Origin of the sequence: Ensifer adhaerens, assembly GCF_013283195.1 — a bacterium.
In the GTDB taxonomy this organism is placed as follows: domain Bacteria; phylum Pseudomonadota; class Alphaproteobacteria; order Rhizobiales; family Rhizobiaceae; genus Ensifer; species Ensifer adhaerens_G.
Window position 1 is genome coordinate 964,361 of the sequence record NZ_JABEKT010000001.1, and the last position, 24,774, is coordinate 989,134.

The 24,774-nt window shown below is 63.0% G+C and carries 23 protein-coding genes; 11 read left to right on the forward strand and 12 right to left on the reverse strand.

The genetic code is table 11. The features are described 5' to 3' along the window. Positions 1-47: 47 nt before the first annotated feature. Positions 48-986 carry a class I SAM-dependent methyltransferase gene (locus LPJGGPFB_RS04540; protein ID WP_173418934.1) on the reverse strand — a complete coding sequence of 313 codons (939 nt, stop codon included), beginning with the start codon at positions 984-986 and terminating at the stop codon, positions 48-50. 153 nt (positions 987-1,139) lie between these two features. Here LPJGGPFB_RS04540 and LPJGGPFB_RS04545 point away from each other — a divergent pair, with 153 nt between their 5' ends. The 3 genes from LPJGGPFB_RS04545 to LPJGGPFB_RS04555 all read left to right on the forward strand — a co-directional run bounded on the left by LPJGGPFB_RS04545 (position 1,140) and on the right by LPJGGPFB_RS04555 (position 3,621). Then, the gene (locus LPJGGPFB_RS04545) at positions 1,140-1,406 is read left to right on the forward strand and encodes a DUF6460 domain-containing protein (protein WP_077502863.1); all 267 of its coding nucleotides are present in this window, start codon (positions 1,140-1,142) and stop codon (positions 1,404-1,406) included. 2 nt (positions 1,407-1,408) lie between these two features. Beyond that, positions 1,409-1,912 carry a CAP domain-containing protein gene (locus LPJGGPFB_RS04550; protein WP_173418935.1) on the forward strand — a complete coding sequence of 168 codons (504 nt, stop codon included), beginning with the start codon at positions 1,409-1,411 and terminating at the stop codon, positions 1,910-1,912. A 350-nt stretch (positions 1,913-2,262) separates the two neighbouring features. Then, entirely contained in the window at positions 2,263-3,621 is a 1,359-nt protein-coding gene (locus LPJGGPFB_RS04555) for an MATE family efflux transporter (protein WP_173418936.1), read from the forward strand. Here the strand turns inward: LPJGGPFB_RS04555 and LPJGGPFB_RS04560 are convergent. Continuing rightward, entirely contained in the window at positions 3,597-4,685 is a 1,089-nt protein-coding gene (locus tag LPJGGPFB_RS04560; protein WP_173418937.1) for a quinone-dependent dihydroorotate dehydrogenase, read from the reverse strand. The two genes, LPJGGPFB_RS04555 and LPJGGPFB_RS04560, sit on opposite strands and share 25 nt — an antisense overlap. Continuing rightward, the gene (locus tag LPJGGPFB_RS04565) at positions 4,682-5,029 is read right to left on the reverse strand and encodes a DUF952 domain-containing protein (RefSeq protein WP_173418938.1); all 348 of its coding nucleotides are present in this window, start codon (positions 5,027-5,029) and stop codon (positions 4,682-4,684) included. Before LPJGGPFB_RS04565 ends, LPJGGPFB_RS04560 begins: the two co-directional genes overlap by 4 nt. Positions 5,030-5,151: 122 nt before the next feature. Here LPJGGPFB_RS04565 and LPJGGPFB_RS04570 point away from each other — a divergent pair, with 122 nt between their 5' ends. Next, positions 5,152-5,571, forward strand: coding sequence for a hypothetical protein (locus tag LPJGGPFB_RS04570; RefSeq protein WP_173418939.1), 420 nt, complete (start codon positions 5,152-5,154; stop codon positions 5,569-5,571). Positions 5,572-5,646: 75 nt separating this feature from the next. After that, positions 5,647-6,297, forward strand: coding sequence for a response regulator (locus LPJGGPFB_RS04575; protein ID WP_173418940.1), 651 nt, complete (start codon positions 5,647-5,649; stop codon positions 6,295-6,297). A 17-nt stretch (positions 6,298-6,314) separates the two neighbouring features. Here the strand turns inward: LPJGGPFB_RS04575 and LPJGGPFB_RS04580 are convergent, their stop codons facing one another. Next, positions 6,315-9,818 (reverse strand): PAS domain-containing hybrid sensor histidine kinase/response regulator, encoded by a 3,504-nt coding sequence (locus LPJGGPFB_RS04580; protein ID WP_173418941.1) that lies wholly within the window; start codon positions 9,816-9,818, stop codon positions 6,315-6,317. A gap of 274 nt (positions 9,819-10,092) precedes the next feature. On the opposite strand from LPJGGPFB_RS04580, the gene mscL reads away from it, so the two are divergent. From mscL to galE, 3 genes are all read left to right on the forward strand, one after another. After that, the gene (gene mscL / locus LPJGGPFB_RS04585) at positions 10,093-10,521 is read left to right on the forward strand and encodes a large conductance mechanosensitive channel protein MscL (protein WP_173418942.1); all 429 of its coding nucleotides are present in this window, start codon (positions 10,093-10,095) and stop codon (positions 10,519-10,521) included. 247 nt (positions 10,522-10,768) lie between these two features. Next, on the forward strand, positions 10,769-11,935 hold the full coding sequence (locus LPJGGPFB_RS04590) for a pyridoxal phosphate-dependent aminotransferase (RefSeq protein ID WP_173418943.1): 1,167 nt from the start codon (positions 10,769-10,771) through the stop codon (positions 11,933-11,935). A gap of 180 nt (positions 11,936-12,115) precedes the next feature. Further along, positions 12,116-13,138 (forward strand): UDP-glucose 4-epimerase GalE, encoded by a 1,023-nt coding sequence (galE, locus tag LPJGGPFB_RS04595; protein WP_173418944.1) that lies wholly within the window; start codon positions 12,116-12,118, stop codon positions 13,136-13,138. A gap of 9 nt (positions 13,139-13,147) precedes the next feature. Here galE and LPJGGPFB_RS04600 read toward each other — a convergent pair whose 3' ends face one another. From LPJGGPFB_RS04600 to LPJGGPFB_RS04635, 8 genes are all read right to left on the reverse strand, one after another. Further along, a complete protein-coding gene (locus LPJGGPFB_RS04600; protein WP_173418945.1) occupies positions 13,148-13,468 on the reverse strand; it encodes a chorismate mutase family protein in 321 nt (106 codons plus the stop codon). A gap of 392 nt (positions 13,469-13,860) precedes the next feature. After that, a complete protein-coding gene (cydB, locus tag LPJGGPFB_RS04605; RefSeq protein WP_173418946.1) occupies positions 13,861-14,865 on the reverse strand; it encodes a cytochrome d ubiquinol oxidase subunit II in 1,005 nt (334 codons plus the stop codon). Continuing rightward, on the reverse strand, positions 14,855-16,258 hold the full coding sequence (locus LPJGGPFB_RS04610; RefSeq protein ID WP_173418947.1) for a cytochrome ubiquinol oxidase subunit I: 1,404 nt from the start codon (positions 16,256-16,258) through the stop codon (positions 14,855-14,857). Before LPJGGPFB_RS04610 ends, cydB begins: the two co-directional genes overlap by 11 nt. 328 nt (positions 16,259-16,586) lie before the next feature. Then, the gene (locus LPJGGPFB_RS04615) at positions 16,587-17,756 is read right to left on the reverse strand and encodes a M20 aminoacylase family protein (RefSeq protein WP_173418948.1); all 1,170 of its coding nucleotides are present in this window, start codon (positions 17,754-17,756) and stop codon (positions 16,587-16,589) included. Position 17,757: 1 nt separating this feature from the next. Next, on the reverse strand, positions 17,758-18,582 hold the full coding sequence (locus tag LPJGGPFB_RS04620; protein WP_173418949.1) for an ABC transporter permease: 825 nt from the start codon (positions 18,580-18,582) through the stop codon (positions 17,758-17,760). Next, on the reverse strand, positions 18,579-19,304 hold the full coding sequence (locus LPJGGPFB_RS04625) for an ABC transporter permease (protein WP_115418528.1): 726 nt from the start codon (positions 19,302-19,304) through the stop codon (positions 18,579-18,581). Before LPJGGPFB_RS04625 ends, LPJGGPFB_RS04620 begins: the two co-directional genes overlap by 4 nt. A 60-nt stretch (positions 19,305-19,364) precedes the next feature. After that, the gene (locus LPJGGPFB_RS04630) at positions 19,365-20,147 is read right to left on the reverse strand and encodes a transporter substrate-binding domain-containing protein (protein WP_077502847.1); all 783 of its coding nucleotides are present in this window, start codon (positions 20,145-20,147) and stop codon (positions 19,365-19,367) included. A 37-nt stretch (positions 20,148-20,184) separates the two neighbouring features. Continuing rightward, positions 20,185-20,958 (reverse strand): ABC transporter ATP-binding protein, encoded by a 774-nt coding sequence (locus tag LPJGGPFB_RS04635; protein ID WP_173418950.1) that lies wholly within the window; start codon positions 20,956-20,958, stop codon positions 20,185-20,187. Between the two features lie 286 nt (positions 20,959-21,244). Here LPJGGPFB_RS04635 and LPJGGPFB_RS04640 point away from each other — a divergent pair, with 286 nt between their 5' ends. The 3 genes from LPJGGPFB_RS04640 to LPJGGPFB_RS04650 are packed head-to-tail and all read left to right on the forward strand — an operon-like array spanning position 21,245 to position 24,677. Beyond that, entirely contained in the window at positions 21,245-21,868 is a 624-nt protein-coding gene (locus LPJGGPFB_RS04640; RefSeq protein WP_173418951.1) for a TetR family transcriptional regulator C-terminal domain-containing protein, read from the forward strand. Between the two features lie 17 nt (positions 21,869-21,885). Beyond that, positions 21,886-23,076: a pyridoxal phosphate-dependent aminotransferase gene (locus tag LPJGGPFB_RS04645; RefSeq protein WP_173420948.1), complete on the forward strand. Its 1,191-nt coding sequence runs from the start codon at positions 21,886-21,888 to the stop codon at positions 23,074-23,076. Beyond that, positions 23,073-24,677 (forward strand): 5-guanidino-2-oxopentanoate decarboxylase, encoded by a 1,605-nt coding sequence (locus LPJGGPFB_RS04650; RefSeq protein ID WP_173418952.1) that lies wholly within the window; start codon positions 23,073-23,075, stop codon positions 24,675-24,677. Before LPJGGPFB_RS04645 ends, LPJGGPFB_RS04650 begins: the two co-directional genes overlap by 4 nt. The last annotated feature ends 97 nt before the right edge of the window (positions 24,678-24,774 follow it).

The following is a 24,774-nucleotide window of genomic DNA, read 5'->3' on the forward strand; positions in this document are numbered from 1 at the left end:
AATACGTCAGTAATGCTGACGTATTTTTGCGAACCAGCCCTGCGTTTTTAGAGAGGCTTGCGGGCGAGAAACAGGATGCCGGTGATCGGCTGGCCTGCATCCATGCGGATGACGGTCCGCTCCACGGCCACCATTTCCAGGCCGTGTGAAGCGAGAAGGTCGCGGACATAGGCCTCGCTGTGCGCGTAGCGCAGCGACGGGCGCAGGACGAAGCCATCCACCGCGCCGGCATCCTCAACCGAGAAGGCAAACAGGCCCTGGCTGGAAAGCAGTTCGCCGACGATCCCGGCGACGCCATCGAGACCGCCGAGATACATCAAGACGTCGGCCGCACTGACGAGATCGGCGCGAGCGACGGCGAAATTGCCGAAGACACCGGATTGTTCGGGAGGCTGAGAAAGATCGGCCCGCGCCAGCCGGTCATAGACGGCCTTCGTCTCTGCCTTCGCCAACATGTTGGCGGAAATGTCGAAACCTTCGAGAAATGCAGCACGCTCGCGGATGCGCTCGCCGAACAGCCCGGTGCCACAACCGAGGTCGACCACATGCTCGAAATGCGCGCCCGCCGTCGATCGTTCGATCAACGCGGCAAGTTTTTCCGGCACGGTGTAGTCGAGCTTCTCGACCAGCGCATGGTCAAAGCGATCGGCGTAGTCGTCGAACAGCCGCTCGACATAGAGGCTTGGCGGTTGTTCCGGCATCTCGGTGGCACCCAAGAGCGCCAGTTTCAGCCCCGCGCCAAAAATGTCTTTCGGGTTGAGGACCAAGGTTTTGCGCAGCGCATCGATCGCCGCCTCTTTCCGGCCCGATTTTTCCTCATAGTCCGCCAGCCGGAACCAGCCGGCAGCCCACTCGGGTACGCGCTCGAGCGCTTGGCCCATGAGATCGGCCGCACTCTCGGGCTCGCCGGCCTCGGCAAGCATTTTTGCGTAGTCGGCGCGGCGGTCGGCGATCAGGTCGCCGGAGGAGAGCTGGTTGAGCGTCATCAATGTGAGATGTTGGTTGCGATCAGCGCTTCTGACGCCGGGCTGGGCAAAACACAAGCGGAATCTGAAAGGCGGGCGGATGCCCGCCCTTTCCGGTGACTTGCGAGGGTGCGAATGGCAGCTTATGTGAAGGGAAACAGGAGTATTTCGCCGATGTCGGACGGAGTGAACAGATTTTTGGGGGATTCGCCGCTGCGCGTCCTCGTCAAGCTCGTCGTGGTGTCGATCCTCGTCGGCTTCGTCATGACCGTTTTCGGCTGGTACCCCGCCGATATCTATTTCGGCATCCGCAACTTCCTGCTCGATCTCTGGCATACCGGCTTTTCTGCTCTCGGTCGTGTTGGCGATTATCTGCTCCTGGGGGCTGCCATCGTCATTCCGGCGTTTATCATCCTGCGTGTGATGAGCTACCGGCGGTGAATATGAAGGACCAACTTTTCGTCATCGAGCGGCGCGCTCTTTTGCGCGCCGGCGCCGTCCTGTCGCTCGGCATGCTCGCCGGCTGCACGACATCCAACGTCCTGACGCCGGCAACCGGCACCGGCAGCGACCAGACGGCAGTGAGCCTCGGTTATGTCAATGCGCTGCGCAAGACCAAGGGCCTGCCGCCACTGGTGGCCGACAAGGCCGCTTCGGTTGCAGCCATGAACCAGGCCGCGCGGATGGCCAAGGTCGGCAAGATGCAGCATCTGATCGGTTGGAACGACAGCTTCTACAACCGGATGAAAAGCGACGGCGTCACCTTGCCGGCTGCCGAAAACATCGCCGTCGGCCAGGACGACGCCGAGCGCGCCTATGACGCCTGGTATAGGTCGCCGAAGCATCTGGAAAACATGCTCGGCAACTATCGCGGTCTCGGCGTCGCCGTGGTGCAAAACGCCGCTTCCGGCAATCGACCCTATTGGGCCATGGTGCTTTCGGGCTGACTGCCTGTTTTTCTGTCTACGGCAGATGCTGCCCCTCATCCCCCTGTCGGGACCTTCTCCCCGCAAGCGGGGCGAAGGGGCGATGCCGCGCCGTTTCGCCTGCCATCGGCATGTCGCGCTTGTTTCAGAAGCCTTTTCGATAGAGCGGCAGCCCTGCCTGCAAACGGACCATACCGCGGGTAGCTGCAGCCGGTACATGTTCCCTCTCCGCGCGCGGGGAGAGGGTTAGGGTGAGGGGCTTTGCGCCGTTGCGTTGGTGTCGATTGCAACGGTCTCTCGCGACACCTTGCGTCCGCCTATGATCTTTCCCTAAAACGGTCGTCCCGCACTCATTCCGCCGGAACCGTTCGATGACCGCTGCTTCTCCCGCTTCGCCGAGCGATCCCGCCGGGCCATTCCATGTTACCCACCGGTTGATCCTTGCGATCGCGCTGCCGATGACGCTCGGTTTTCTCACCACGCCGTTGCTCGGTCTCGTCGATACGGCGGTCGTTGGCCGCATGGGGCAGGCGACGTTGCTCGCCGGGCTCGCGGTCGGGGCGATCATCTTCGATCTGATTTTCACCACGTTCAATTTCCTGCGCGCTGCCACAACGGGTCTCGTCGCACAGGCCTATGGTCGGGGTGACCGGCGCGAACAGCAGGCCGTGTTCTGGCGCTCGCTGGTCATTGCGCTTACCGCCGGTGTTGCGGTCGTCGCCCTGTCACCGCTGTTGCTTGCCGGTGGTCTCTGGCTCATGGACCCGCCTGCAGAAGTGGCGGCTGTGACGCGCACCTATTTCCTTTGTCGCATGCTCTCGGCTCCGGCGGCACTCGCCAACTATGCCATCCTCGGCTTTGTGCTCGGCCGCGGCCAAGGCACGACCGGGCTGTTGCTGCAGGCCCTGATCAACGGGGTCAACATCGTGCTGTCGATCCTGCTCGGGCTGGTTTTGGGCTGGGGGGTCCTGGGTGTCGCGATCGCAACCGTCACCGGCGAGGTCATCGGCGCCATGGCCGGCTTTGCCATCGTCTATAGCCGTTTTGACAGAAAGGACGCGCCGAGCTGGGCGATGATCTTCGACCGCGAGCGGCTCCGGCCGCTGTTCGGGCTTAACCGCGACATCATGATCCGCTCCTTCGTTCTCGTCGCGGCCTTCGCGCTCATGACACGCATAGGCACTGCTTTCGGCCCGGTGACGTTGGCTGCGAATGCGGTGTTGATGACCGTTTTTCTTGTCGCCGGCTACTATCTCGATGGCCTTGCCAACGCTGCCGAGCAACTGATCGGCCGTTCGATCGGCGCCCATTACCGTCCTGCCTTCGATCGGGCGCTGAAGCTGACGATGACCTGGTCGCTCGGCCTTGCCGTCGTGACAACCGTGGCGCTTCTGCTTTTCGGCCACGGGCTTGTCGACCTCCTGACGACGGCGCCGGATGTCCGCGCGGTCGCTTACGCGTATCTGCCCTGGGCCGCCCTGACGGCGATGACCGGCGCGCTTGCCTTCCTGATGGATGGGGTCTTCATCGGCGCCACCTGGTCGCGCGACATGCGCAACATGATGTTGGCGGCGCTTACCGGGTATGTCGCGGCCCTGGCGATCCTTGTGCCCGCCTTCGGCAATCACGGCCTATGGGCGGGGCTCAACCTGTTCCTGTTGATGCGCGGCCTGTTCCTGCTCGCCAGAATTCCGGCAAAAGCCGGTCAGACCTTTCGCTCGGCCCAGTAGTCGAGGCGGCTGTCGCGCAGATCGCGGATCGATGTCAGCCCCTCGCGATCGCAGAGATCGGAAAGCCCGCGCACGATCCTTCCTGGAAGCGCCGGTCCTTCGTAGACCATGCAGGAATAGAGCTGCACCAGATCGGCGCCGGCGCGGATCTTCTCCGCAGCGGTTTCGGCCGAGCTGACGCCGCCGACGCCGATGATCGGCAGGACAGGGCCGACGCGTTTGCGCATGCGGGCAAGAACAGCCGTCGATTTTTCAAACAGCGGCTTGCCGGAAAGGCCACCAGCTTCCTTCGCCTGGGCTTGGTCCTTGAGGCCATCGCGCGCGAGCGTCGTGTTGGAAACGATCAACCCGTCGAGCTTGTGCGCCAGTACCTCGGCGGCGATGTCGTCCATGCCTTCTTCGGTCAGATCGGGTGCGATCTTGAGGAAGACCGGCACGTGCCTGTTGCTGCGCGCGGCTTCCTCGTCGCGTGCGGCAAGCACGGCCGAGAGAAGTGCCGAGAGACTTTCGCGCGCCTGCAGGTCGCGAAGGCCCGGCGTGTTCGGCGAGGAGATGTTGGCGGTGAAATACTTGGCGACCGAATAGAAGGTGTGAATGCCGCTGACATAGTCGCCGATACGGTCGGCGCTGTCCTTGTTGGCGCCGATATTGACGCCGATTAGCGCGCTGCGCGAGCATGCCTTGAGGCGCGCCAAGGCGGCGCCATGGCCCTCGTTGTTGAAACCGAGGCGATTGATCACCGCTTCGTCTTCAACCAGGCGGAAGATGCGCGGCTTGTCGTTGCCCGATTGCGGGCGCGGCGTCACCGTGCCGATTTCGGTGAAGCCGAAGCCGATCTTCAACAGTGCTTCCGGCACTTCGGCGTTCTTGTCGTAGCCGGCGGCCATGCCGAGCGGATTGGGGAAGACGAGGCCGGCAACGGTCTGGGCGAGCCGCTTGTCCTGCCCGGTCGGACAGCTCGGCACGAGGCCGGTCTTCAGCGCCTTGATCGACAGGCCGTGAGCGGCTTCCGGATCGAAGAGAAAGAGGCCGCGGCGGGCGAGATTGGCAAAGGGATTGTTCATGCTTCGAGTTCCGGGAAGACGTGACGGCCGTCTGCGCCGAGCGGCAGCGGCTTTTCCCAGAGCACGGCCGACAGGAACAGCGGGGCATAGAGATGCGGGAAAAGGGCACCGCCGCGCGAGGGCTCAAAGACAAGCTCTTCGCCGAGCGCATCGCCATCGATCGCGACCAGCAGCAGGCCTTCCTGCCCTTCGAAGTGGCGGGCGGCGGTTTCGATTGCCTGCTCACCGGTCGAAAAGTGGATGAAGCCGTCTGTAAGGTCGATGGGTGCGCCATCGAAACGGCCGGTGCGCCTGGCTTCCTGCCATAGTGCGGCCGGAACGATCTTGTATATGATTGAGCTCATGATGCCCGCTTGTCCGTCGTGATATCCTGTCGTGGCCTTGCCGCAAATATCGGCGATTGTCCATTGCTGAAGGTCGTTCACCGGCGGATTTCCGCCCTGATGTCCGCAACGGAGAGGAAGCAATGAACAAAGCAATCGCAGTTCTGCTGGTCGCCGCTAGCTTTGGCGTAGCCGCAGGCGCGCGCGCCCAAGAGCCGGCACCCGGTCGCTACGCCATGCAGAAGTCTGACACCGGCATCGCCCGGCTCGACACCCAGACCGGCGAAGTCTCGCTTTGCCAGGAGAAGGACGGTCAGCTCGTCTGCCGCATGGCCGCTGACGAGCGCACGGCCTTCGAGCTGGAGCTGGATCTGCTGACCAAGCGGGTCGATACGCTCGAAAGGGTTGTCGAATCCGGTGGAGGCGTTGCAAAACAGGACCTTCCGACCGATGAAGAGATTGACCGGACAATGGGCATCATGGAAAGAATGATGCGCAAGTTCATGGATATCGTGAAGGATCTTGAAGGCAGCAGCGACCCCGCGTCGCCGCAGAAGACCTGACGGGTCGGACGGACCGTGCGGCGACAACCGGCGTGGGGACGCGGGTTGTAGCCGAAGCTCTTGGGAGGGAGCGACATGACGCCGGACATGACCATCATCATCGCAGACGATCACCCGCTGTTTCGTGGCGCGATGCGGCAGGCATTGAGCGGCATGGCCGGTGCGCCTGCCATCGTCGAAGCCGGCGACTTTGCCGCCGCCCGCAAAGCTGCCGCCGATTGTCCCGATGCCGACCTGATGCTGCTCGACCTGACCATGCCCGGCGTCAGTGGCCTGTCGGGCCTGATTGCGCTGCGCGCCGAATTTCCAAGCCTGCCTGTCATGGTGGTGTCTGCCCATGACGATCCCGCGACGATCCACCGGGCTCTCGATCTAGGTGCATCCGGCTTCCTGTCGAAATCGGCGGGCATCGAGGAAATCCGCGGTGGTATCGAGAAAGTCATGGCCGGCGAAGTCTTCGTGCCGGCCGGCTACACGCAGGGGCAGGAATACGAGCCCGAGGTGGCTGATCTCCTGCAGCGGCTGCAGACATTGACGCCGCAGCAATCGCGTGTGCTCAGCATGCTCGGCGAGGGCCTGCTCAACAAGCAGATCGCCTATGAACTCGGGGTTTCCGAGGCGACCATCAAGGCGCATGTCTCGGCCATCCTGTTGAAGCTCAACGTCGACAGCCGCACGCAGGCGGTCATCCAGCTTTCGAAGATAGGAACGGTCGCGGCGGCCTGAAGTCACCGGATCAGCGCTTACTCCGCCGCCGCTTTCGCCGCCGTTGAAAGCTGGGTCAGCCACGCGCGCATTGCGGCGGGGCGAACCGGCTTGTTCTGCAGGCCGACGCCGTCGCGTTCCGCAGCACCTCGGACTTCCGGCGATCGGTCGGCAGTGACCAGCAGGGCCGGGATGTTTTCGCCAAACAGCGCCCGGATGCGCGCGATCGCCTCGATGCCGGTGCCGTCGTCGAGGTGGTAGTCGGCAATGATGGCATGCGGACGCTCCTGCGCGGACGCCGACATTTGCGTGCAGGCGTCCAGCGATTCCGCCGTCGTGACGATACATCCCCAACCCGACAGCAGCACCCGCATGCCTTCGATGATGCGCGGCTCGTTATCGATGCAGAGCACGCGCAACCCGTTGAGCGCCTCGCTTGCCTTCGTCGTCGGGGCAGGCCCGACGGTGACCTGTTCTCCAGCGGTCGGATCGAGCGGCACGGTGACCTTGAAGCCGGTGCCCTTTCCGGGTTTCGACTGCAGGCTGACGGGGTGGTTGAGCACGCGCGAAATACGGTCGACGATGGAAAGCCCGAGGCCGAGGCCAGATGCGGTGCGCGCGCCCTCGTCGAGCCGTGCGAACTCCTTGAAGACCGTGCGGAACTTCGATGCGGGAATGCCGATGCCGGAATCGAGCACCTCGATCGTCACCATCTTGCCGCGCCGGCGCACGCCGACGAGCACCTTGCCGCGAAGCGTATATTTGACCGCGTTCGAGACCAGGTTCTGGACGACGCGCCTGAGCAGGTTCGGATCGGTGCGCACCACTAGCGATGTCGGCATCACCACCAGTTCGAGGTCCTTTGCCCGCGCCATCGGTGCAAAATCCGTTTCGACGCGGCGCAGGAGATCGTTGAGCGGTACGGACTGCAGCCGCGCCTTCATCGCGCCGGTATCAAGGCGGGAGATATCGAGTACGGCGCCGAGAATGGCTTCCACCGACTCGAGCGACGAATCGATGTTTTCCACCAGCGTGCTGTTGTCGGATTCTCCCAGTCGCTCGACCAGCGAGGATGAGTAGAGCCGGGCGGCATTGAGCGGCTGCAGGATGTCGTGGCCGGCGGCGGCAAAGAACCGCGTCTTGCCGATATTGGCCTCTTCGGCCGCAGCGCGCGCTTCGGCCAGCTCGTGGTTGACCCGGGTAAGTTCACCGGTACGCTCGGCGACACGCAGCTCCAGCGTCTCGTTGGCCTGTTTCAGCGCCATGTCGGCGGCGACCCGCTGGGTGATGTCGGTATAGGTCGTGACGATGCCCTTGTCGGGCATGGCATTGGTGCGCACTTCGATGATCTGCTGGCCGTTGCCGAGCTCAAGCAGGAACGGCTTGTCGAGCGTCAGGAAGTTGGCGATCAGCCGCTTCTCGTCCTCCTTGCGGATGTCACCGCGCTTGGTGAGGATGGCGACGATGTCGGCGAGCGGAAAGCCCACCTGGCCCGCCGCCTCCGGCAGGTCAAGCAGCTGGCGGAAGCGCCTGTTCCAGATGATCAGGTTGTTGGCGTTGTCGAAGACGGCAATGCCCTGGTCCATCTGCGAAAGCGCGGTCTGAAGCATGTCCTGATTGTACTGCAGCGCTTCGCTTGCCTGGTCGAGCAGCCAGGCCGTGTCCGACGAGGTGTCGTCGACCCGTTGCAGCACCAGCGAAAAGACGAGGCGGGCCGAAGACGAGCCGATGGCGCTGCCAAGCAGTTGTTCGGAAAAATGCACCAGTGCCATGTCGGCCGGCGCATTGTCGTCGAGCCAGCGCCCGGACTGGCGCTCATAGGTGTGGAACGAGCGCTGCATGCGCTCGTCGCCCATGTAGCGCGCGATCGTCGCCTTGAGATCGCGAACGGTGACCTTGGTCTTGCGGCCGCGAAACGCTCTTTCGCTGCGCGAGCGCCTGGTGATGAAGACCCCGGCCTGGTACCGTTCGAGCGGCTTGGGCGCGCGCGTCAGGGAGGCGAGCACATACATGGTCAGGTTGACGAGCAGGCTGAGGGTCGTGGCGTTGACCAGCGGGTCGGCGTCGGCTCCGGAAAAGACGTCGGTGAAGGGCAGCAGGAAGCTCAGCACCGTAGTTGCGACATGCGAATTGTCAGGCCCGCCGAGGCTTGGCAGGAACAGGAGATAGGCCCAGACGAAGAAACCCGAGACCATGCCGCAGATCGCGCCACGGGCATTGGCCTGGCGCCAGACCAGGCCACCGAGCAGGGACGGGGCCATCTGTGAGATCGCGACGAAGGACAGAAGGCCGAGCGAGGCGAGGCCGGCGCTGATGTCGGCGGAGCGGTAATAGGCATAGCCGAGCAAAAGCACGACGAAGATCGCCGTGCGCCGGATGTTGAGGAGGGTACCGGCAAGATTTTCCTGCAGCCCGCCGCGCTGGCCGAGGTTTCGACGCAGGAACACCGGCATGACGATATCGTTGGAGATCATGATCGACAGCGCCACCGACGCGACGATGACCATCGCCGTCGCGGCGGAAAAACCGCCGATGAAGGTGATCAGCGTCAACAGCGGCAGGCCGTTGGCGAGCGGCAGCGTCAGCAGATAGAGGTCGGCGTCGCCGGAGCCGGAGAAGGTCAGGATGCCGGCGATGGCGATCGGCAGGACGAAGAGGTTGATGGCGACGAGATAGAGCGGAAAGAGAATGCCGGCGGTACGCAGTTCGCCTTCCGTGCGGTTCTCGACGACGGTGACGTGAAACTGCCGCGGCAGCATGATGATCGCGAAGGCCGAGGTGACGATCAAGAGGATCCAGCGCGCGATCGGGGTTTCGTAGTGGAGCGCCTGCTCGACCGCCGGGCTTTGCTGGGCGAGTGCCCACAGGTGCGACGGCCCGTCGAAGATCACGAAGACGATGTAGAGACCGGCAGTGATCAGCGCCACCAGCTTGACCACCGATTCCATCGCGATCGCCAGGATCAGGCCGTCCTGGTGTTCGGTGGCATCCGTGTGGCGGGTGCCGAAGACGATGGCGAAGCAGGCGAGAAACAGGGTGACGAGAAGCGGCAGGTCGATGAAGCTTTGCCCGGCGCCGATGCCATAGTCACTGGTGTTGATCATGGCCGCGACCGAGCTTGAGATCGCCTTCAGCTGCAGCGCGATATAGGGCACGGCGCCGACCAGCGAGATCAGCGCGACGATCGCCGCCACCGCCGGGTTCTTGCCGTAGCGGGCGGCAATGAAGTCGGCGACGGATGTCAGCTTCTCGGTCTTGGCCAGCCGTATGATCTTGCGGATCAGCGGCATGCCGAGCGTGAACATCAGGATCGGGCCGATGTAAATGCCGGTGAATTCGAGGCCGCGCTCGGCCGCAAGCCCGATGCCGCCGAAATAGGTCCAGGACGTGCAATAGATCGCAAGGCTCAGCGCATAGACCAGCGGCCTGCCTTTGACCGCAGTGCTTTTTCTCCTGGCCCGCCTGTCGCCGTAGCTTGCGACTGCGAAAAGCAGCAGCAGATAGGCGAAAGCCGAGGCGAAGATGACCGAACCCGAGAGCATGCCTCATTCCTCCGGGCGTCAGCATAGGCCAAGTCCGGGAGGTTGAGAATTGCCTCCCGCATCAGTCTTAAGTCCAAGGCGAGACTGGAAAAAACGTGGCCGGCCTCAAGTCTTGGACCGCGTGCGGCCCGCGACCGCAGAACTCGCTTGCACGCGATTTGATCAAAGGCAAAGAAAGGTTTCTTCGCTGGCCGCTTTGGTTTAGATTTCGTGAACGGTTGCAGCGCGGGACAGCGCCGGCGGTCGCCTTCAACGGGGATATACGGAGAGACGTATGCTGAATGAGTTCAAAGAGTTTATTGCCCGCGGGAACGTCATGGATCTCGCGGTCGGTGTGATCATCGGCGCTGCCTTCAGCAAGATCGTCACGTCCATTGTGGAAGACCTCGTGATGCCGGTCGTCGGTGCTCTGACGGGCGGCGGTTTTGATTTCTCCAATTACTTCCTGCCGCTCTCGGCCAATGTGACGGCGACGTCTCTGGCTGCTGCCCGTGCTCAGGGTGCCGTCTTCGCCTATGGCAATTTCATCACCGTCCTCATCAACTTCCTGATCCTTGCCTGGATCATCTTCCTGATGATCAAGGCGGTGAACCGCGTGCGCGCATCCGTCGAAAAGAAGAAAGAATCCGAACCGGCTGCTCCGCCGCCGGAAGATGTCCGTCTGCTTTCGGAAATTCGCGACCTGTTGAAGCAGCGCGCCTGAGTTTTGTCTTCGCGGGCTCCGCCTGGAGCCGGACCCGCGAAACATCACAGAAATCAATAAACCGGTCAGATAAAGTCGTGTGATCGCAGCTGCGAAAGCAGCTAGAAGCGATGGGCAATTGCGGAGCAGGCTTAAGGAAAGGCATGTACGGCCTTCCGACCGCCTCGCTCTAACATATGAGAATCGTTCACGTTTATGATCTTGAGGACGATCCGTCCCAAGATCGTCGTGATCCAGGAGCCCGTCGATGACCATCATGACCACCATCAGCCCCCGTGCACTCGCAGCGCCGGAAAGCGGCATCGTCGAGGTTGTGAATTATGCCCGTGGGCGCGACGGTTTGATCCCGCTCTGGGTGGGTGAAGGCGATCTTTCGACGCCAGCCTTCATTTCCGAGGCGGCCAGCGAAGCGCTGCTCGCGGGTGAGACCTTCTACACCTGGCAGCGCGGCATCCCACCATTGCGCGAGGCGCTGTCGCGCTACTATCAGCGCCGGTTCCAGAAGGGTCTGTCTCCGGACCATTTCTACGTTACCGGCTCGGGCATGCAGGCGATCAAGCTTGCGATCGAGGCCATTACCTCGCCGGGCGATGAAATGGTGCTTCTGACCCCCGCCTGGCCGAACTTTGCCGCCGCTGCCGAACTATCAGGCGCCAAGCCGGTCCCGGTGCAACTCCGTTTCGAAAACGGCATGTGGCAACTCGACCTCGAGCGGCTCGAAGCGGCGATAGGCCCGAAGACCAAGGCCCTGTTCATCAACACGCCGTCGAACCCGACCGGCTGGACCGCGAGCCATGACGACCTCCGCGCGATTCTTGGCCTTGCACGCAAACACGGCCTGTGGATCGTCGCCGACGAGATCTATGCGCTTTATCATTACGCCGGCGGCCGGGCACCTTCCTTCCTCGACGTGATGGACGATGACGAGCGCATCATCTTCGTCAACTCCTTCTCCAAGAACTGGTCGATGACCGGCTGGCGTGTCGGCTGGATCGTGGCGCCGCCGGCAATCGGCCAGGTGCTTGAAAACCTCGTGCAATACGCGACCTCGGGCGTTGCGCAGTTCATGCAGCGCGGCGCCGTCGTGGCTCTGGACGAGGGCGATGCCTTCGTCGACGCCAACATTGCCAAGGCGGCACAGAGCCGTGACCTGCTTTGCGACGCGCTGATTGCCACCAATCGGGTCGAGACTCTGAAGCCCGACGGCGCGATCTACACGTTCCTCAAGATCGACGGCGTCACGGATTCGCGCGCAGCCGCCATCGACATCGTCGACAAGACGGGCGTCGGGCTTGCGCCGGGAACAGCCTTCGGCGATGGCGGTTCGCTGTTCATGCGCGCCTGCTTCCTGCGCGATCCGGCGCAGGTCGCCGAAGCGGCAAGCCGCCTGCAGAATTACATTCTCGGCCGCTGAGCCTCCGTCCTGGCCTCGGCCCGTGGGCGTTTCGGCCCGCGGGTTCCCGGTGTGACCCTTTCTTAACTCTACACCAAGGAATTGTAGCCACGCGACCGTGCGGGCGTGCCGCCTTTACCTATTCCGAAAGCATCGATGGGCTTTGCTGTCTGCGATGGTCTAGGGAATGGGACGCAGCGAATGGCCGTGTTGGTAACGGGCGGTGCCGGCTATATCGGCAGTCACATGACGTGGGCGTTGCTCGACGCGCATGAGGATGTGGTCGTGCTCGATCGGCTGTCGACCGGTTTTCGCTGGGCCGTACCACCCGAGGCACGCTTCTATCGCGGCGACGTCGGCGACAAGGCCTTGCTGGCGCGGATCTTTGAGGAACACGCGATTGACGCGATCGTGCATTTTGCAGGCTCTGCGATCGTGCCGGAATCCGTTGCCCATCCATTGGCCTACTACCAAAACAACACTGCCAATACCTGCACGTTGATCGAGGCCGGCGTAAAGGCGGGTATCGGTCATTTCGTCTTTTCGTCGACGGCCGCCGTTTACGGTAGCCAGGACGGTGAAGACCCGGTGCGCGAGACGGCGACACCCCACCCGGAAAGCCCATACGGACTGTCGAAGCTGATGGCCGAACTGATGCTGCGGGATGCGGCGGCTGCGCATGCATTCCGCTATGTGGTGCTGCGCTATTTCAATGTTGCCGGCGCCGACCCCAAGGGCCGAACCGGCCAGTCGACCACGGGAGCGACGCATCTGATCAAGGTCGCCTGCGAGGCTGCGCTCGGCAAAAGGTCGAAGATCGACATCTACGGAACCGACTATCCAACAGCGGATGGCACCGGTGTGCGCGATTACATCCACGTCACGGATCTGGTCGAAGCTCATATGCGTGCGCTTGCCTATCTCAGGGCTGGCGGGGAGCCACTGGTCAGCAATTGCGGCTATGGCGAGGGTTTTTCCGTGTTGCAGGTCATCGACACCATCAGGCGCCTCTCCGGTCGTGACATCACAGTCGAGCATGGGCCGCGGCGGCCGGGCGATATCGCTCGCATCGTCGCCGATCCGTCGCTGGCGCGGCTGAAGCTGGATTGGCTGCCAAGGCATGCAAGCCTTGAAGAGATCGTCCAGAGTGCATTCGCCTGGGAAGAACATCTTGCCCGCAAGAACAGCTACGATCTGGCGCGTCCTCTGATCCGACTGGTGTGAGTTGCTCGATCAGGGCGCTTGATCGTCGCCGTCCGTCTCGCCCAGTATCTTCTGCTCGTGCGCGATGGCGTGGTTGATCAGCCGTGCCCAGATATCCTCGTAGAAAGCTGGATCAAGACCCTGGCTTTCTGCATTCTTGCGGGCATTTTCCCGCACTTCCATCACCCGTGCCGGAATATCGGCCTTCAGCTTCAGTGGTCGTTTGATCTCGGCGGCGCGGTCGATATAGCCCCAGCGCTCGGCGAAAAGCGCCATCAGCGCCTGATCGAGCCGATCGATCTCGGCGCGCACATCGGCCATATCAGTGCATTCGGCTGGGGTCTTTTGCATCTGTCTCGTCCGGTTGCGGCACGGATGCCGTGCGCCCGCATGGGCACGCGGCGCTCTTGCGGCGCACTGCTAACAAACGGCGGGTGATCTGAGAAGAGGCAACAGGGTCGCACGGTCCAGGCGCCACCAGGATGGTGGTCACCTCAGCAGGCGATCGCTTGGCGGGGGAGGAGGGTGCGGTCCTGTCTCCGTCCGCGGCGATCGCCTGCTGACGTGTTGAGGAAAGCTAACCCGCCAAGCTTGAGCGAGGCTTTTTGCCCTGTCACCGAACGATTACAATCAGGTGCCGATCATCAGCTTGATCACGAGCCCGATGACGGTGACGGTAGCGACGCCCGCACACCACAGCCCGACGAACCAAAGAAGCTTTCGGCCGGTTCCCGTTTCGCTCTTCAATGGTAACCCTCCTCCGGGTCGATCTTGCCGCGGAAGACCCAATAGGCATAGCCGGTATAGGCAAGGATGATCGGCACCAGCACCAGGGCGCCGGCAAGCAGGAAGGACAGGCTCGCGTCGGGTGCCGCCGCATCCCAGATCGTCAGCGATGGCGGTACGATGTAGGGAAAGAAGCTGATGCCGATGCCGGCATAGCCAAGCACGAACAGCCCGAGCGCGGCAAGGAACGGCCTGCTGTCATGGCGGGTCCTGATGCCTGAAATCAAGAGGTATAGGCAGCCAAGCACCAGGAGCGGCACGATGATGCTGAAGATGGCCGTCGGCCAGCCGAACCAGCGCTGCAGATAGAGCGGCTCGAGGAACGGTGTCCACAGGCTGACGATGCCCATGGCGGCGACCGTGCCGAATGAACATTTGAGGGCCAGGCTGCGGGCGCGATCCGCAAGGTCCCCATGGGTCTTCATGACAAGCCAGGTGGCGCCGAGCAACGCATAGCCGACGACGACGGCAATACCTGTCATGATCGAGAACGGCGTCAACCAGTCCCACCAGCCGCCAGTATAAGCACGGTTCTCGACGGGGATCCCCTGAACCAATGCCCCGAGCGTGATGCCTTGCGCGAAGGCGGCGAGCATCGAGCCCCCGGCAAAGGCCCAGTTCCAGAGATATTCGGCGCGCCGCGTGCGCCAGCGATACTCGAAGGCGACCCCGCGGAAGATGAGGCCGATGACCATGGCGATGATGGGCGCGTAGAGAGCCGGCAGGATGGTGGCGTAGGCGAGCGGAAACACCGCCATCAGGCCGCCGCCGCCGAGTACAAGCCAGGTCTCGTTGCCGTCCCAGACCGGTGCGACCGAGTTCATCATCACGTCGCGATCGTGCTTCTGCGGAAAGAATGGGAAGAGGATGCCGACACCGAGGTCGAACCCGTCGAGGATGACATAGGCGAGCACCGCAAAGGCGATGATGCCGGCCCAGATCAGCGGCAGATCAATGTCCATGATGGCCTCCATGGGGGTTGGCGATGGCGGCACCGGCCGTGCGGATCGGGCCCTCGTCGAGATCGGGTGTCGGGTCACGCGGCAGTCGCGCCATCAGCCGCAGGATGTAGAAGGTGCCGGCGCCGAAAACGAAGAAGTAGACGATGATGAAGGCAAGCAGCGAAGCGCCGACGGCGGGTGCTGCAATCGGTGCGACCGAATCCTTCGTCAAAAGGTGTCCGTAGACCGTATAGGGCTGGCGGCCGACTTCGGTGGTGACCCAGCCGGCAAGCACGGCGACAAAGCCGGCCGGTCCCATCACGACGGCTGCGCGATGCAGCCAGGCATTGCTGTCAAGCGTGCCGCGATACCGACACCACAGGCTCCAGAGCCCGATCCCGAGCATGGCGAAGCCGAGGCCGACCATGATGCGGAAGGACCAGAAGACGATACCGACAGGCGGATGCAGCTCCTCGGCAATGGTGTCGAGGCCGGCAAGCGGCGCATTGAGATCGTGCTTCAGGATCAGGCTGGACAGCTTCGGCACCTCGATGGCGTAGTCGACGCGCTTCTCGGCAGAGTTGGGAATGCCGAAGAGAATGAGCGGAGCCCCTTCCGGGTGGCTTTGGTAGTGGCCTTCCATCGCCATCACCTTGGCCGGCTGATGCTCCAGCGTGTTTAGGCCGTGCATGTCGCCGGCAAAGATCTGGATCGGCGCGACGATCGCCGCCATCCACATCGCCATCGAGAACATTTTTCGCGCGCGGCGCGGCGCGGTCTTGCGGATCAGGTGCCAGGCGCCGCAGGCGCCGACGACGAAGGCTGTCGTCAGGTAGGCGGCAAGCACCATGTGCACCAGGCGATAGGGGAAGGATGGGTTGAAGACGATTGCCCACCAGTCGACCGGTACGAACTGTCCGACGTCGTTGATTTCAAAGCCTCTCGGCGTCTGCATCCACGAATTTGCCGAAAGGATCCAGGTGGCCGAGATCAGCGTGCCGATCGCGACCATCACGGTTGCCAGAAAATGCAGCTTCGGGCCGACGCGGTTGAGGCCGAAGAGCATGACGCCGAGGAAGCCCGCCTCGAGGAAGAAGGCGGTCAGCACCTCATAGCCCATCAGTGGCCCGATGATCGGTCCGGCCTTGTCGGAAAAGACGCTCCAGTTGGTGCCGAACTGATAGGACATGACGATGCCGGAGACGACGCCCATGCCGAAGGCGACGGCAAAGATCGTCTTCCAGAAATTGAAGAGTTCGAGATAGACCTCGTCTTTCTTCCACAGCCACAACGCTTCAAGCACCGCAAGGTAGCTCGCAAGCCCGATCGAAAAGGCGGGGAAGATGATGTGGAACGAGACGGTGAAGGCGAACTGGATGCGGGCAAGTATCGTCGCATCGAAACTTTCAAACACGGCACAATCCTTTCAGACATGCAGCGTCGTGCGCGTGTTCTGGCGCGCAAAGACCGCTGCAACTCTCTGTCTGCTGCACACTTTCAGCCTCGGATCATTGTGATCCCAGGCATTGCACAATGCCTTTCACGGCGGGGCCAATCCTGTGGTTGCATCCGCGTTTCAGCATGCGCTTGAATCTGCGCCAAAATTGCCAAAGGTCAATGTTAGACCGGCCGCCACGTTGTCACACTGCGGCAATGTCTCGCTTGCGGCAAAAGGGAGCGGGCGCGCCGGTGATGGACGGCGCGAAGAAATTCGACATGCATTGCGGTCGAAGGGCCGGCGTTCACCGGGTCGGCAGATAGGCCTCCGCGAGCTCGGTCCAGAAGGCGGCGCCGATCGGCAGAAGATCGTCGTTGAAATTATAGGCAGGATGGTGGAGCGGCTTTTCCTCGCCCGACACTTTCGAGCCAAGGAAGAAATAGGTCCCTGGCCGCTCCTGCAGCATATAGGCGAAATCCTCGCTGCCCATGAAGGGGCGCTCGAGATCGATCACCTTGTCGGCGCCAGCGAAACGAACGGCAAGATCGCGGACGAAATCCGTCTCTGCCTTGTGGTTGATCGTCGCGTCGTAGCTGCGCAGGTAGTCGACCGTTGCGCGCATGCCGAAGCTCGTGGCTTGTGCCTCTGCGATCATGCGGATGCGGCGCTCCAGTTCGTCGCGAACGCCGGGATCGAAGGAACGGATGCCGACGACGATTTCGGCGCGCTCCGGGATGATGTTGCTGGCCGAACCCGCATGGAAGGCGCCGACGGTGACGACCGACGGATCCATCGGGTGGATGTTGCGCGAGACGATCGATTGCAGCGCCATGATGATCGAGGCGCCGCAGACGATCGGATCCGCCGTCTCCTGCGGTTCGGCGCCATGGCCGCCGCGGCCGTGCACGGTGATGCGCGCTTCGTCGACCGCCGCCATGATCGGCCCTTCGCGCAGGGCAAATTGTCCAAAGGGCAGGCCCGGTTCGTTGTGGAGGGCGAAGACGGCATCGCAGGGGAATTTCTCAAACAGCCCTTCGTCCATCATGATCTTGGCGCCGCCGAAATTTTCCTCGGCCGGCTGGAAGATCAGGTGAATGGTGCCATCGAAATTGCGCCGTTCGGCAAGCGCGCGCGCCGCTCCGAGCAGCATCGTCGTGTGGCCGTCATGCCCGCAGGCATGCATCAGCCCTGGTGTCTTGCTGGCGTAGCCGAGGCCGGTTTCCTCCAGGATCGGCAGCGCGTCGATATCGGCGCGGATGCCGATCGAGCGCGATCCGCTGCCGTTGCGCAGGGTCCCGACGACGCCGGTTTTTGAAAGCCCAGTCGTCACCTCGTAGCCGAGTTCGGCAAGGTGCCGCCCGATGAAGGCCGAGGTCCGCGTCTCTTCCAGCCCCAGTTCCGGATGGGCATGCAGGTCGTGGCGGATGGCGACAAGCTCCGGCATGGCGTTGTCGATCGACGAGGAAAGCTTCATGTCAGGCACCACGGGTTGGTATGCGGTTTTCGAATGTGCGGAAGGCCACCACCAGAATGCCGGTGAGGCACATGTAGATGAGTGCGAGCAACAGCAGCGGCTCGTAGGTCAGGAACGTCTCCTGCCGCACCTTGGAGATGACGGCGTAGACGTCGACGACGGTGATCGTTGCCACCAGCGGCGTCGATTTCAGCTGCAGCACCGTTTCGCCGTTGAGTGTCGGCAATGCGCGGTGGATGGCGCGCGGCAGCCAGATGCGGCGAAACATCGTCCAACGGCTCATGCCATAGGCTTTCGCCGCCTCCAGCTCGCCGGCGGGAACGCCGGCGAAGGCGCCGCGCATCACTTCGCCTTCGTAAGCGGCGAAGGATATCGTCAGCGCCGCGACGCCATAGGGCCACGCCTCGCGCAGATAGGGCCAGAGGAAGGATTGGCGGATGGCGGGAAACTGCGGGAACAGCGAGCCTAGCCCGTAATAGAGCAGCCAGAGCTGCAAGAGCAGCGGCGTGCCGCGAATCACGGTGCAGAACACCTTTGCCGGCAGCTTGAAGAACCAGGGGCCGGTCACCTGCGCGAGCCCGATCGGCACGGCGAGCAGGAAGCCGAGGATCGCGGTGCTGAACAGCATCACCAGGCTGACGAGAATGCCCCAGCCGAGCCGTGGCAGGTAGCGGGGCAGCCAGTCCCAGCGCATGAAGACGGCGACGCAGACGACGAAGGCGGCGAAGACCAGCATCATCACGATGCGATGTGGCTGGAAGAAGCTGCGCGCGGTCGGCAGGTCTTCGGGGGTAAAGGCGACGGCGTGGGTGGTTTGATCCGTCATCGCTGCTCCGCGAAACCGCGCCTCGCATGCCGTTCCAGCATGCCGATGAAGATGTTGGAAACGAGCGTCAGCGCCAGATAGAGCGCGCCTGCGGCGAGGAAGAACAGGAGATAGGCCTTGGTCGTGCCCGCGGCCTGGCGTGTGACCAGCGTCAGCTCGCTGAAGCCGACGACCGCCAGAAGCGCCGTGTCCTTGGTGGCGATCAGCCAGAGATTGGAGAGGCCGGGGATGGCGTAGGGTAGCATCGCCGGCAGGGTGATGCGCCGCAGCACCTTCAGTGGTGACATGCCATAGGCGCGCGCGGCCTCTATCTGACCGGCCGGAACAGCCTTGATCGCACCGCGAAGCACCTCGGTGGAATAGGCGCCCTGCACCACGCCGATGACGAAGATGCCGGCCATCAGGCCGCTGATGTCGACGGGGCCGATCGAGAACAGTGCGAGCAACTGGTTCAGGAGATCGGTGCCGGCGTAATAGAGCAGGAGGATGAGCACCAGCTCTGGCACAGCCCTGACGACCGTGGTGTAGCATTCGAGCAGATCACGCAGGATCGGCCCGCCATAGAGCTTGCCGAAGGCGCCGCCGACGCCGAGCGTCAGGCCGAGCGCAAAACCGCCAATGGCGATCTGGATCGAGTTGACGAAACCCTGCAGCAGCACTCCGCCCCAACCGGGCGCGGAGAGCGCAAGCAGGCTCCAATTGACGATAGAATCCGATGCCATGCGTCTTCGACCTCCGAAGGCATCGGCCGGCAGCCTCAATGACTGCCGGCCGGCTGTGCCTTATTCGCCGTAGATGTCGAAGTCGAAGTACTTCTTCGAGAACGTGTCGTAGGTGCCGTTGTCGCGGATCGCCTTGATCGCGGCATTGAGCTTGTCCTTGAGCTCGGTCTCGCCCTTGCGCAGGCCGACGCCGACGCCCGGGCCGATCACGGCCACGTCTTCGGCGACGTCACCCTTGTAGTCGCAGCACTCCTTGCCCTGGTCGGTGGCAAGGAAAGCCTTGAGCGCGATCGCGTCCGCCTGGACAGCGTCCACGCGTCCGGCGGCCAGATCGTTGTTGGCCTCGTCCTGCGTCTGGTATTCCTTGACCTCGATGCCGGCCGCGGCGAAATGCTTGGCGGCATAGGCCTGGTGCACGGTCGAGACCTGGACGCCGATCGTCTTGCCGGCAAGGCCTTCCGGTGTCGGTTTGAAATCCACGCCCTTGGTGCCGATGACGCCGGTCGGCGTGTTGTAGTACTTGTCGGAGAAGTCGATCGTCTTCAGCCGCTCGTCGGTGATCGACATCGAGCTCATGATCATGTCGATCTTCTTCGATGTCAGCGCCGGAATGATGCCGTCCCAGGCGACCGGCGTCAGCACGCATTCGAGCTTTGCTTCCGCACAGACAGCGTTCATGAGTTCGACTTCCCAGCCTTCCCATTTGCCGCTGGCATCTGGCGCGGTGAAGGGCGGGTAAGGTTCGGCGGCGACGCCGACCTTCAGGGCTTCCGCCGAAGCGGCGATGCCGCCGCTGACGGCAATGGCGGCTGCGACCGCCAGGACTTTCAATGTCTTCTTCATGCTGTTCCCCTTTTTTGGTTGTTGAGCATTGCTGAATTCAGTGAATGGAGCTGATGAACTTCTTGAGCCTTTCGGATCTGGGCGCGCCGAAGATGGCCTCCGGTGGGCCTTGCTCCTCGATGACGCCGTTGTGCAGAAAGACGATGTGATTGGCGACGTCGCGCGCGAACTTCATCTCGTGGGTGACGAGGATCATCGTGCGCTTTTCGCGGGCGAGATCGCCGATGACCGAAAGCACTTCGCCGACCAGCTCCGGATCGAGCGCCGAGGTCGGCTCGTCGAAGAGCATGACCAGCGGTTGGATGGCAAGTGCGCGGGCAATGGCGGCGCGCTGCTGCTGGCCGCCGGAGAGGAAGGCCGGATAGGCATCGCGCTTCTCATAGAGCCCGACACGCTTGAGCAGGGTTTCGGCCGTCGCGATCGCCTCGGCCTTCGGTTTGCCGAGCACGTGGATCGGCGCCTCGATCACGTTTTCAAGGATGGTCATGTGCTGCCAGAGATTGAAGCTCTGGAACACCATGCCGAGCTGGCTGCGCAGGCGCTGGACCTGTTTGCGATCTTCCGGCACAAGTCCGCCGCGCCCGTCCGGCTTCATCCGGATCTTTTCGCCGTGCACGCTGACGGTGCCGGCAGAGGGCAGTTCCAGCATGTTGATACAGCGCAGGAAGGTCGATTTGCCGGAGCCGCTGCCGCCAATGATGGCGATGACGTCGCCCTGTTTCGCCGTGAGCGAAACTCCCTTCAGCACTTCCAATGGCCCGAAACGCTTGTGCAGGTCAGTGACCGCGATTGCCTGGGCCGCATCCGTCATCGGCGCGCCGCTCCCATGGCTCTGCGAGCATTTTTTGAAGGCATGAAACAGTTCCCCTGTCGTCTTTCCGCGCAGCATCTTTGGCTTGTCACGGTGTTTGTTGGCAGGCATGGTTGCACTTGTGTCGCTATTGTTCAAGCGTATAATAATGCGTATCGTCGTTTTTTTTATCGCCCGCCGCCTACCCGAATTTCCCTGAAGGAGCCTCCATGCGCCCGTTTCGCTCGAAGGATTTGACGAACCCGTTCGCCGGCCCCCGGGCCCGAATTGCAGCGCGGATGGCGGCATGAATCGCCGCACGTTTCACCGGGCCCCCGAGGGAGAACGCCGCCAGGAACTGATCGAAGCGACGCTCGACTGCATCGCCGAGTTTGGCCTGAAGGGCGCGACGGTCCGCCAGATTGCCATTCGTGCCGGGGTGACGGCTGGGCTGGTCCGGCACTATTTCGAATCGAAAGACCAGATGGTCGCCGAGGCCTACCGCGCGGTGATCGCTTCCTTGACCGACAAGGCGGCTCATGTCGAAGGCGATCCGGAAACACGGTTGAGGGACTTCATTGCCATCAACCTGACCGAGCCGGTTGCCGACAGCCGCAGCATATCGCTCTGGGCGGCTTTCATCAGCCAGGTGCGCGTCGACCCGATCCTCGCCGAAATCCACCGCGACGGCTATGTGACCTTCCGCAACACGCTGCAGGATCTGCTGGCCGACTTCCTCACCTTGAAGAACAAGCCGGCCGACGCAGAAACCTGCCGCGCCTACGCGATCGCGATCAACGGTCTTGTCGATGGCCTGTGGATCGAAGGATGCCTGGCGGGAGACCTGTTCCGCGAGGGCGAACTGGTCGCCATCGCCATGGCCTCGGTCGAGGCGCTGCTCGGCGCGTCGATCGGCAGTGACAAACAATGAAAACGGGAGAGAACACCATGCGCTACGCCTCGATCACCGATCGGCTCGCAGACCTCGGTTCGGGAAAATGGTCGCTGCACATCCGTGCGCGCCAGTTGAAGGCGGGTGGTGCCGATATCATCGAGCTGACGATCGGCGAGCCGGACGTACCGCCGGACCGTGCGCTCATTGACGAATGCCAGCGCGCCATGAATGCCGGTCGTTATCGCTACTCCAACGGCCGCGGCGAGCACGCGGTCGTGGCCGCGCTCGTCGAGAAGTATCGCCGTCGTCGCGCCGATGTGACGATGGAAAACGTCCTCTGCTTCCCGGGCACGCAGACCGCACTTTTCAGCGTCATGCTGGGCTTGGTCGAGGCTGGCGATGCCGTCCTCGTCGGCGATCCGCTCTACGCCACTTACGAGGGCGTCATCCAGTCGACGGGTGCGCATCAGGTGCTGGTGCCGCTGAAGCCGGAATTCGGTTTCCACATGCAGGCCGCCGATATCGAAAAGGCAATCACGCCGGAATGCCAGGTGCTGCTGCTCAACACGCCGCACAATCCAACGGGCGCCGTGCTGACCGCTGCCGAAATCGCCGAGATCGGCGAGGTCGCGCGCCGCCACGACCTCTGGATCGTCTGCGATGAGGTTTATGAGGAGCTGGTGTTCGACGCCGTGTTCGCCTCTCCGTTCGACAATCCGGATCTGGCCGAGCGCACCATCGTCGTCTCATCGATCTCCAAGTCGCATGCAGCTCCAGGTTTTCGCAGCGGCTGGGCCGTCGGACCGGCGGAATTTACCAGCCGGCTGCTGCCGGTGTCGGAAACTATGCTTTTTGGCGTGCAGCCGTTCATTGCCGATATGACGGCCTATGCGCTGACACATGACATCGATACGGCGCGGCGGATGCGCGAGAGCTACAAGTCGCGCTCGCGCCGCGTCGTCGATGGCCTTGCCAGTGCACCAGGCATTCTGGTCCTGCCTCCGGAGGCCGGCATGTTCACGCTGATCGATGTCTCTGCAACGGGCATGTCGGGCGAGGCCTTCGCCTGGGCGCTGCTGGAGGAAGAGGGGGTCGCGGTGATGCCCGGATCCTCCTTCGGCGATGAGGCGCAGAACTACCTACGGATGAGCCTGACCGTGCCCGACAAGGACATCGACGAGGCCTGCCGCCGCATCACCGCGCTTGCCGAGCGCGCCACACTGCGAAAGGAGCGCCGCGCATGACCACGAAAACGGTAGGCGAAGCCCTGGTCGATCTGCTCGAGGCCAATGGCGTCGAGGTGGTCTTCGGCATTCCAGGCGTCCATACGGTCGAGCTCTATCGCGGCCTGGCCGCGTCGAAGATCCGTCACGTTACGCCCCGACACGAGCAGGGCGCCGGCTTCATGGCCGACGGCTATGCCCGCGTCAGCGGCAAGCCGGGTGTTGCCCTTGTCATCACCGGGCCGGGTTTGACCAACACCATCACCGCCATGGCGCAGGCGCGGCAGGATTCGATCCCGATGCTGGTGATCTCTGGCGTCAACCGTCGCGATTCGCTCGGCCATGGCCGTGGGCTGTTGCACGAGCTTCCCGACCAGCACGGCATGATCAAGACGCTGGCGCTCTATTCGCACACCTTGCTCAATCCAGACGATCTGCCTTTCGTTGTCGACCGGGCTTTCTCGGTGCTTCTGTCCGGTCGGCCAGGGCCGGTGCATATCGAGATCCCGACGGATGTCATGACGGCGCGTATCGAGCCGAAGACCATCCGCTCGGCCGCAGCCACGCGCCCGCGCTCCGACAGCGAGACGCTGCAGCAAGCCGCCATCCTCTGCGCCGACGCGAGCCGTCCCGTCATCATTTGCGGCGGCGGTGCCCTCACTGCCGAGGCGGAGGTGAGGTCGCTTGCCGAACAGATCGGCGCGCCCGTCGTTACCACGGTCAATGCGCGCGGCATGCTCGCCGGCAGTCCGTTGCGGGTTCCCGCAAGCCCCAGCCTCAAGGCGGTGCGATCGCTGCTGAAGGAAGCCGATCTCGTTCTGGCACTCGGCACCGAGATGGGGCAGACCGACTACGACATGTACGCCGATGGCGGCTTTCCGGTGCTGCGCAACCTGATCCGCACCGACATCGACGCGGCACAGCTCGCCCGCGGCCCGCATGCCGCACTTTCGATCCTCTCCGGCGCCAAGACGGCAACGGCGGGCATTCTCGCCTTCCTGCCGGGGCATGCGCCGAAGGATGGGGCAGCCCGCGCCGAGGTCGCGCGAAAGGCGGCGCTGAAGGAACTGACGGCCAAGATGCGGGCCGAGATCGCCGTGGTCGATGCGGTCTACAAGGCGCTGCCCGATTGCACCATCGTCGGCGATTCCACCCAGGCGGTCTACGCCGGCAACCTTTATTGCGATGCGCCGCGTCAGCGCAGCTGGTTCAATTCGGCGACCGGTTACGGCGCGCTCGGCTACGCCCCGCCGGCTGCCGTCGGCGCTGCCGTGGCCGATCCGTCGCGACCCGTTGTCTGCCTTGTCGGCGACGGCGGTTTCCAGTTCTCGCTTGCCGAAATCGGCTCTGCCGTCGACGTTCAGGCGCGGGTGGTCTTCCTCGTCTGGAACAATGACGGCTACCAGGAGATCGAGTCCTACATGATCGAGACCGGGGTGACTCCCGAGGGCGTCAGGCCGTCCGCGCCGGACTTCATTCTCGCCGCCAAGGCTTATGGCATCGAGGCGGAAAGGCTGGGCTCGGTCACCGACCTTTCGCGGGCGCTGGCCGATGCCGGTGCGCGCAACGGGCCGTCTCTGATCGAGATCCATCAGGTCACCACGACCGGCGCAACCGCGTAAACTGACGACCCAGACACCTTTTGCGCGGCGCGAAATTTGACATTTCGCGTCCGCAATGGTGTTAAGAGCGCCTCGTGCTCGATTCCGGCCATGTTCT

Coding starts and splice junctions, on each gene's coding strand:
- LPJGGPFB_RS04540 (WP_173418934.1), bottom strand. CDS start 986: ATGACGCTCAACCAGCTCTCCTCCGGCGACCTGATCGCCGACCGCCGC.
- LPJGGPFB_RS04545 (WP_077502863.1), top strand. CDS start 1,140: ATGTCGGACGGAGTGAACAGATTTTTGGGGGATTCGCCGCTGCGCGTC.
- LPJGGPFB_RS04550 (WP_173418935.1), top strand. CDS start 1,409: ATGAAGGACCAACTTTTCGTCATCGAGCGGCGCGCTCTTTTGCGCGCC.
- LPJGGPFB_RS04555 (WP_173418936.1), top strand. CDS start 2,263: ATGACCGCTGCTTCTCCCGCTTCGCCGAGCGATCCCGCCGGGCCATTC.
- LPJGGPFB_RS04560 (WP_173418937.1), bottom strand. CDS start 4,685: ATGAACAATCCCTTTGCCAATCTCGCCCGCCGCGGCCTCTTTCTCTTC.
- LPJGGPFB_RS04565 (WP_173418938.1), bottom strand. CDS start 5,029: ATGAGCTCAATCATATACAAGATCGTTCCGGCCGCACTATGGCAGGAA.
- LPJGGPFB_RS04570 (WP_173418939.1), top strand. CDS start 5,152: ATGAACAAAGCAATCGCAGTTCTGCTGGTCGCCGCTAGCTTTGGCGTA.
- LPJGGPFB_RS04575 (WP_173418940.1), top strand. CDS start 5,647: ATGACGCCGGACATGACCATCATCATCGCAGACGATCACCCGCTGTTT.
- LPJGGPFB_RS04580 (WP_173418941.1), bottom strand. CDS start 9,818: ATGCTCTCGGGTTCGGTCATCTTCGCCTCGGCTTTCGCCTATCTGCTG.
- mscL (WP_173418942.1), top strand. CDS start 10,093: ATGCTGAATGAGTTCAAAGAGTTTATTGCCCGCGGGAACGTCATGGAT.
- LPJGGPFB_RS04590 (WP_173418943.1), top strand. CDS start 10,769: ATGACCATCATGACCACCATCAGCCCCCGTGCACTCGCAGCGCCGGAA.
- galE (WP_173418944.1), top strand. CDS start 12,116: ATGGCCGTGTTGGTAACGGGCGGTGCCGGCTATATCGGCAGTCACATG.
- LPJGGPFB_RS04600 (WP_173418945.1), bottom strand. CDS start 13,468: ATGCAAAAGACCCCAGCCGAATGCACTGATATGGCCGATGTGCGCGCC.
- cydB (WP_173418946.1), bottom strand. CDS start 14,865: ATGGACATTGATCTGCCGCTGATCTGGGCCGGCATCATCGCCTTTGCG.
- LPJGGPFB_RS04615 (WP_173418948.1), bottom strand. CDS start 17,756: ATGAAGCTTTCCTCGTCGATCGACAACGCCATGCCGGAGCTTGTCGCC.
- LPJGGPFB_RS04620 (WP_173418949.1), bottom strand. CDS start 18,582: ATGACGGATCAAACCACCCACGCCGTCGCCTTTACCCCCGAAGACCTG.
- LPJGGPFB_RS04625 (WP_115418528.1), bottom strand. CDS start 19,304: ATGGCATCGGATTCTATCGTCAATTGGAGCCTGCTTGCGCTCTCCGCG.
- LPJGGPFB_RS04630 (WP_077502847.1), bottom strand. CDS start 20,147: ATGAAGAAGACATTGAAAGTCCTGGCGGTCGCAGCCGCCATTGCCGTC.
- LPJGGPFB_RS04635 (WP_173418950.1), bottom strand. CDS start 20,958: ATGACGGATGCGGCCCAGGCAATCGCGGTCACTGACCTGCACAAGCGT.
- LPJGGPFB_RS04640 (WP_173418951.1), top strand. CDS start 21,245: ATGAATCGCCGCACGTTTCACCGGGCCCCCGAGGGAGAACGCCGCCAG.
- LPJGGPFB_RS04645 (WP_173420948.1), top strand. CDS start 21,886: ATGCGCTACGCCTCGATCACCGATCGGCTCGCAGACCTCGGTTCGGGA.
- LPJGGPFB_RS04650 (WP_173418952.1), top strand. CDS start 23,073: ATGACCACGAAAACGGTAGGCGAAGCCCTGGTCGATCTGCTCGAGGCC.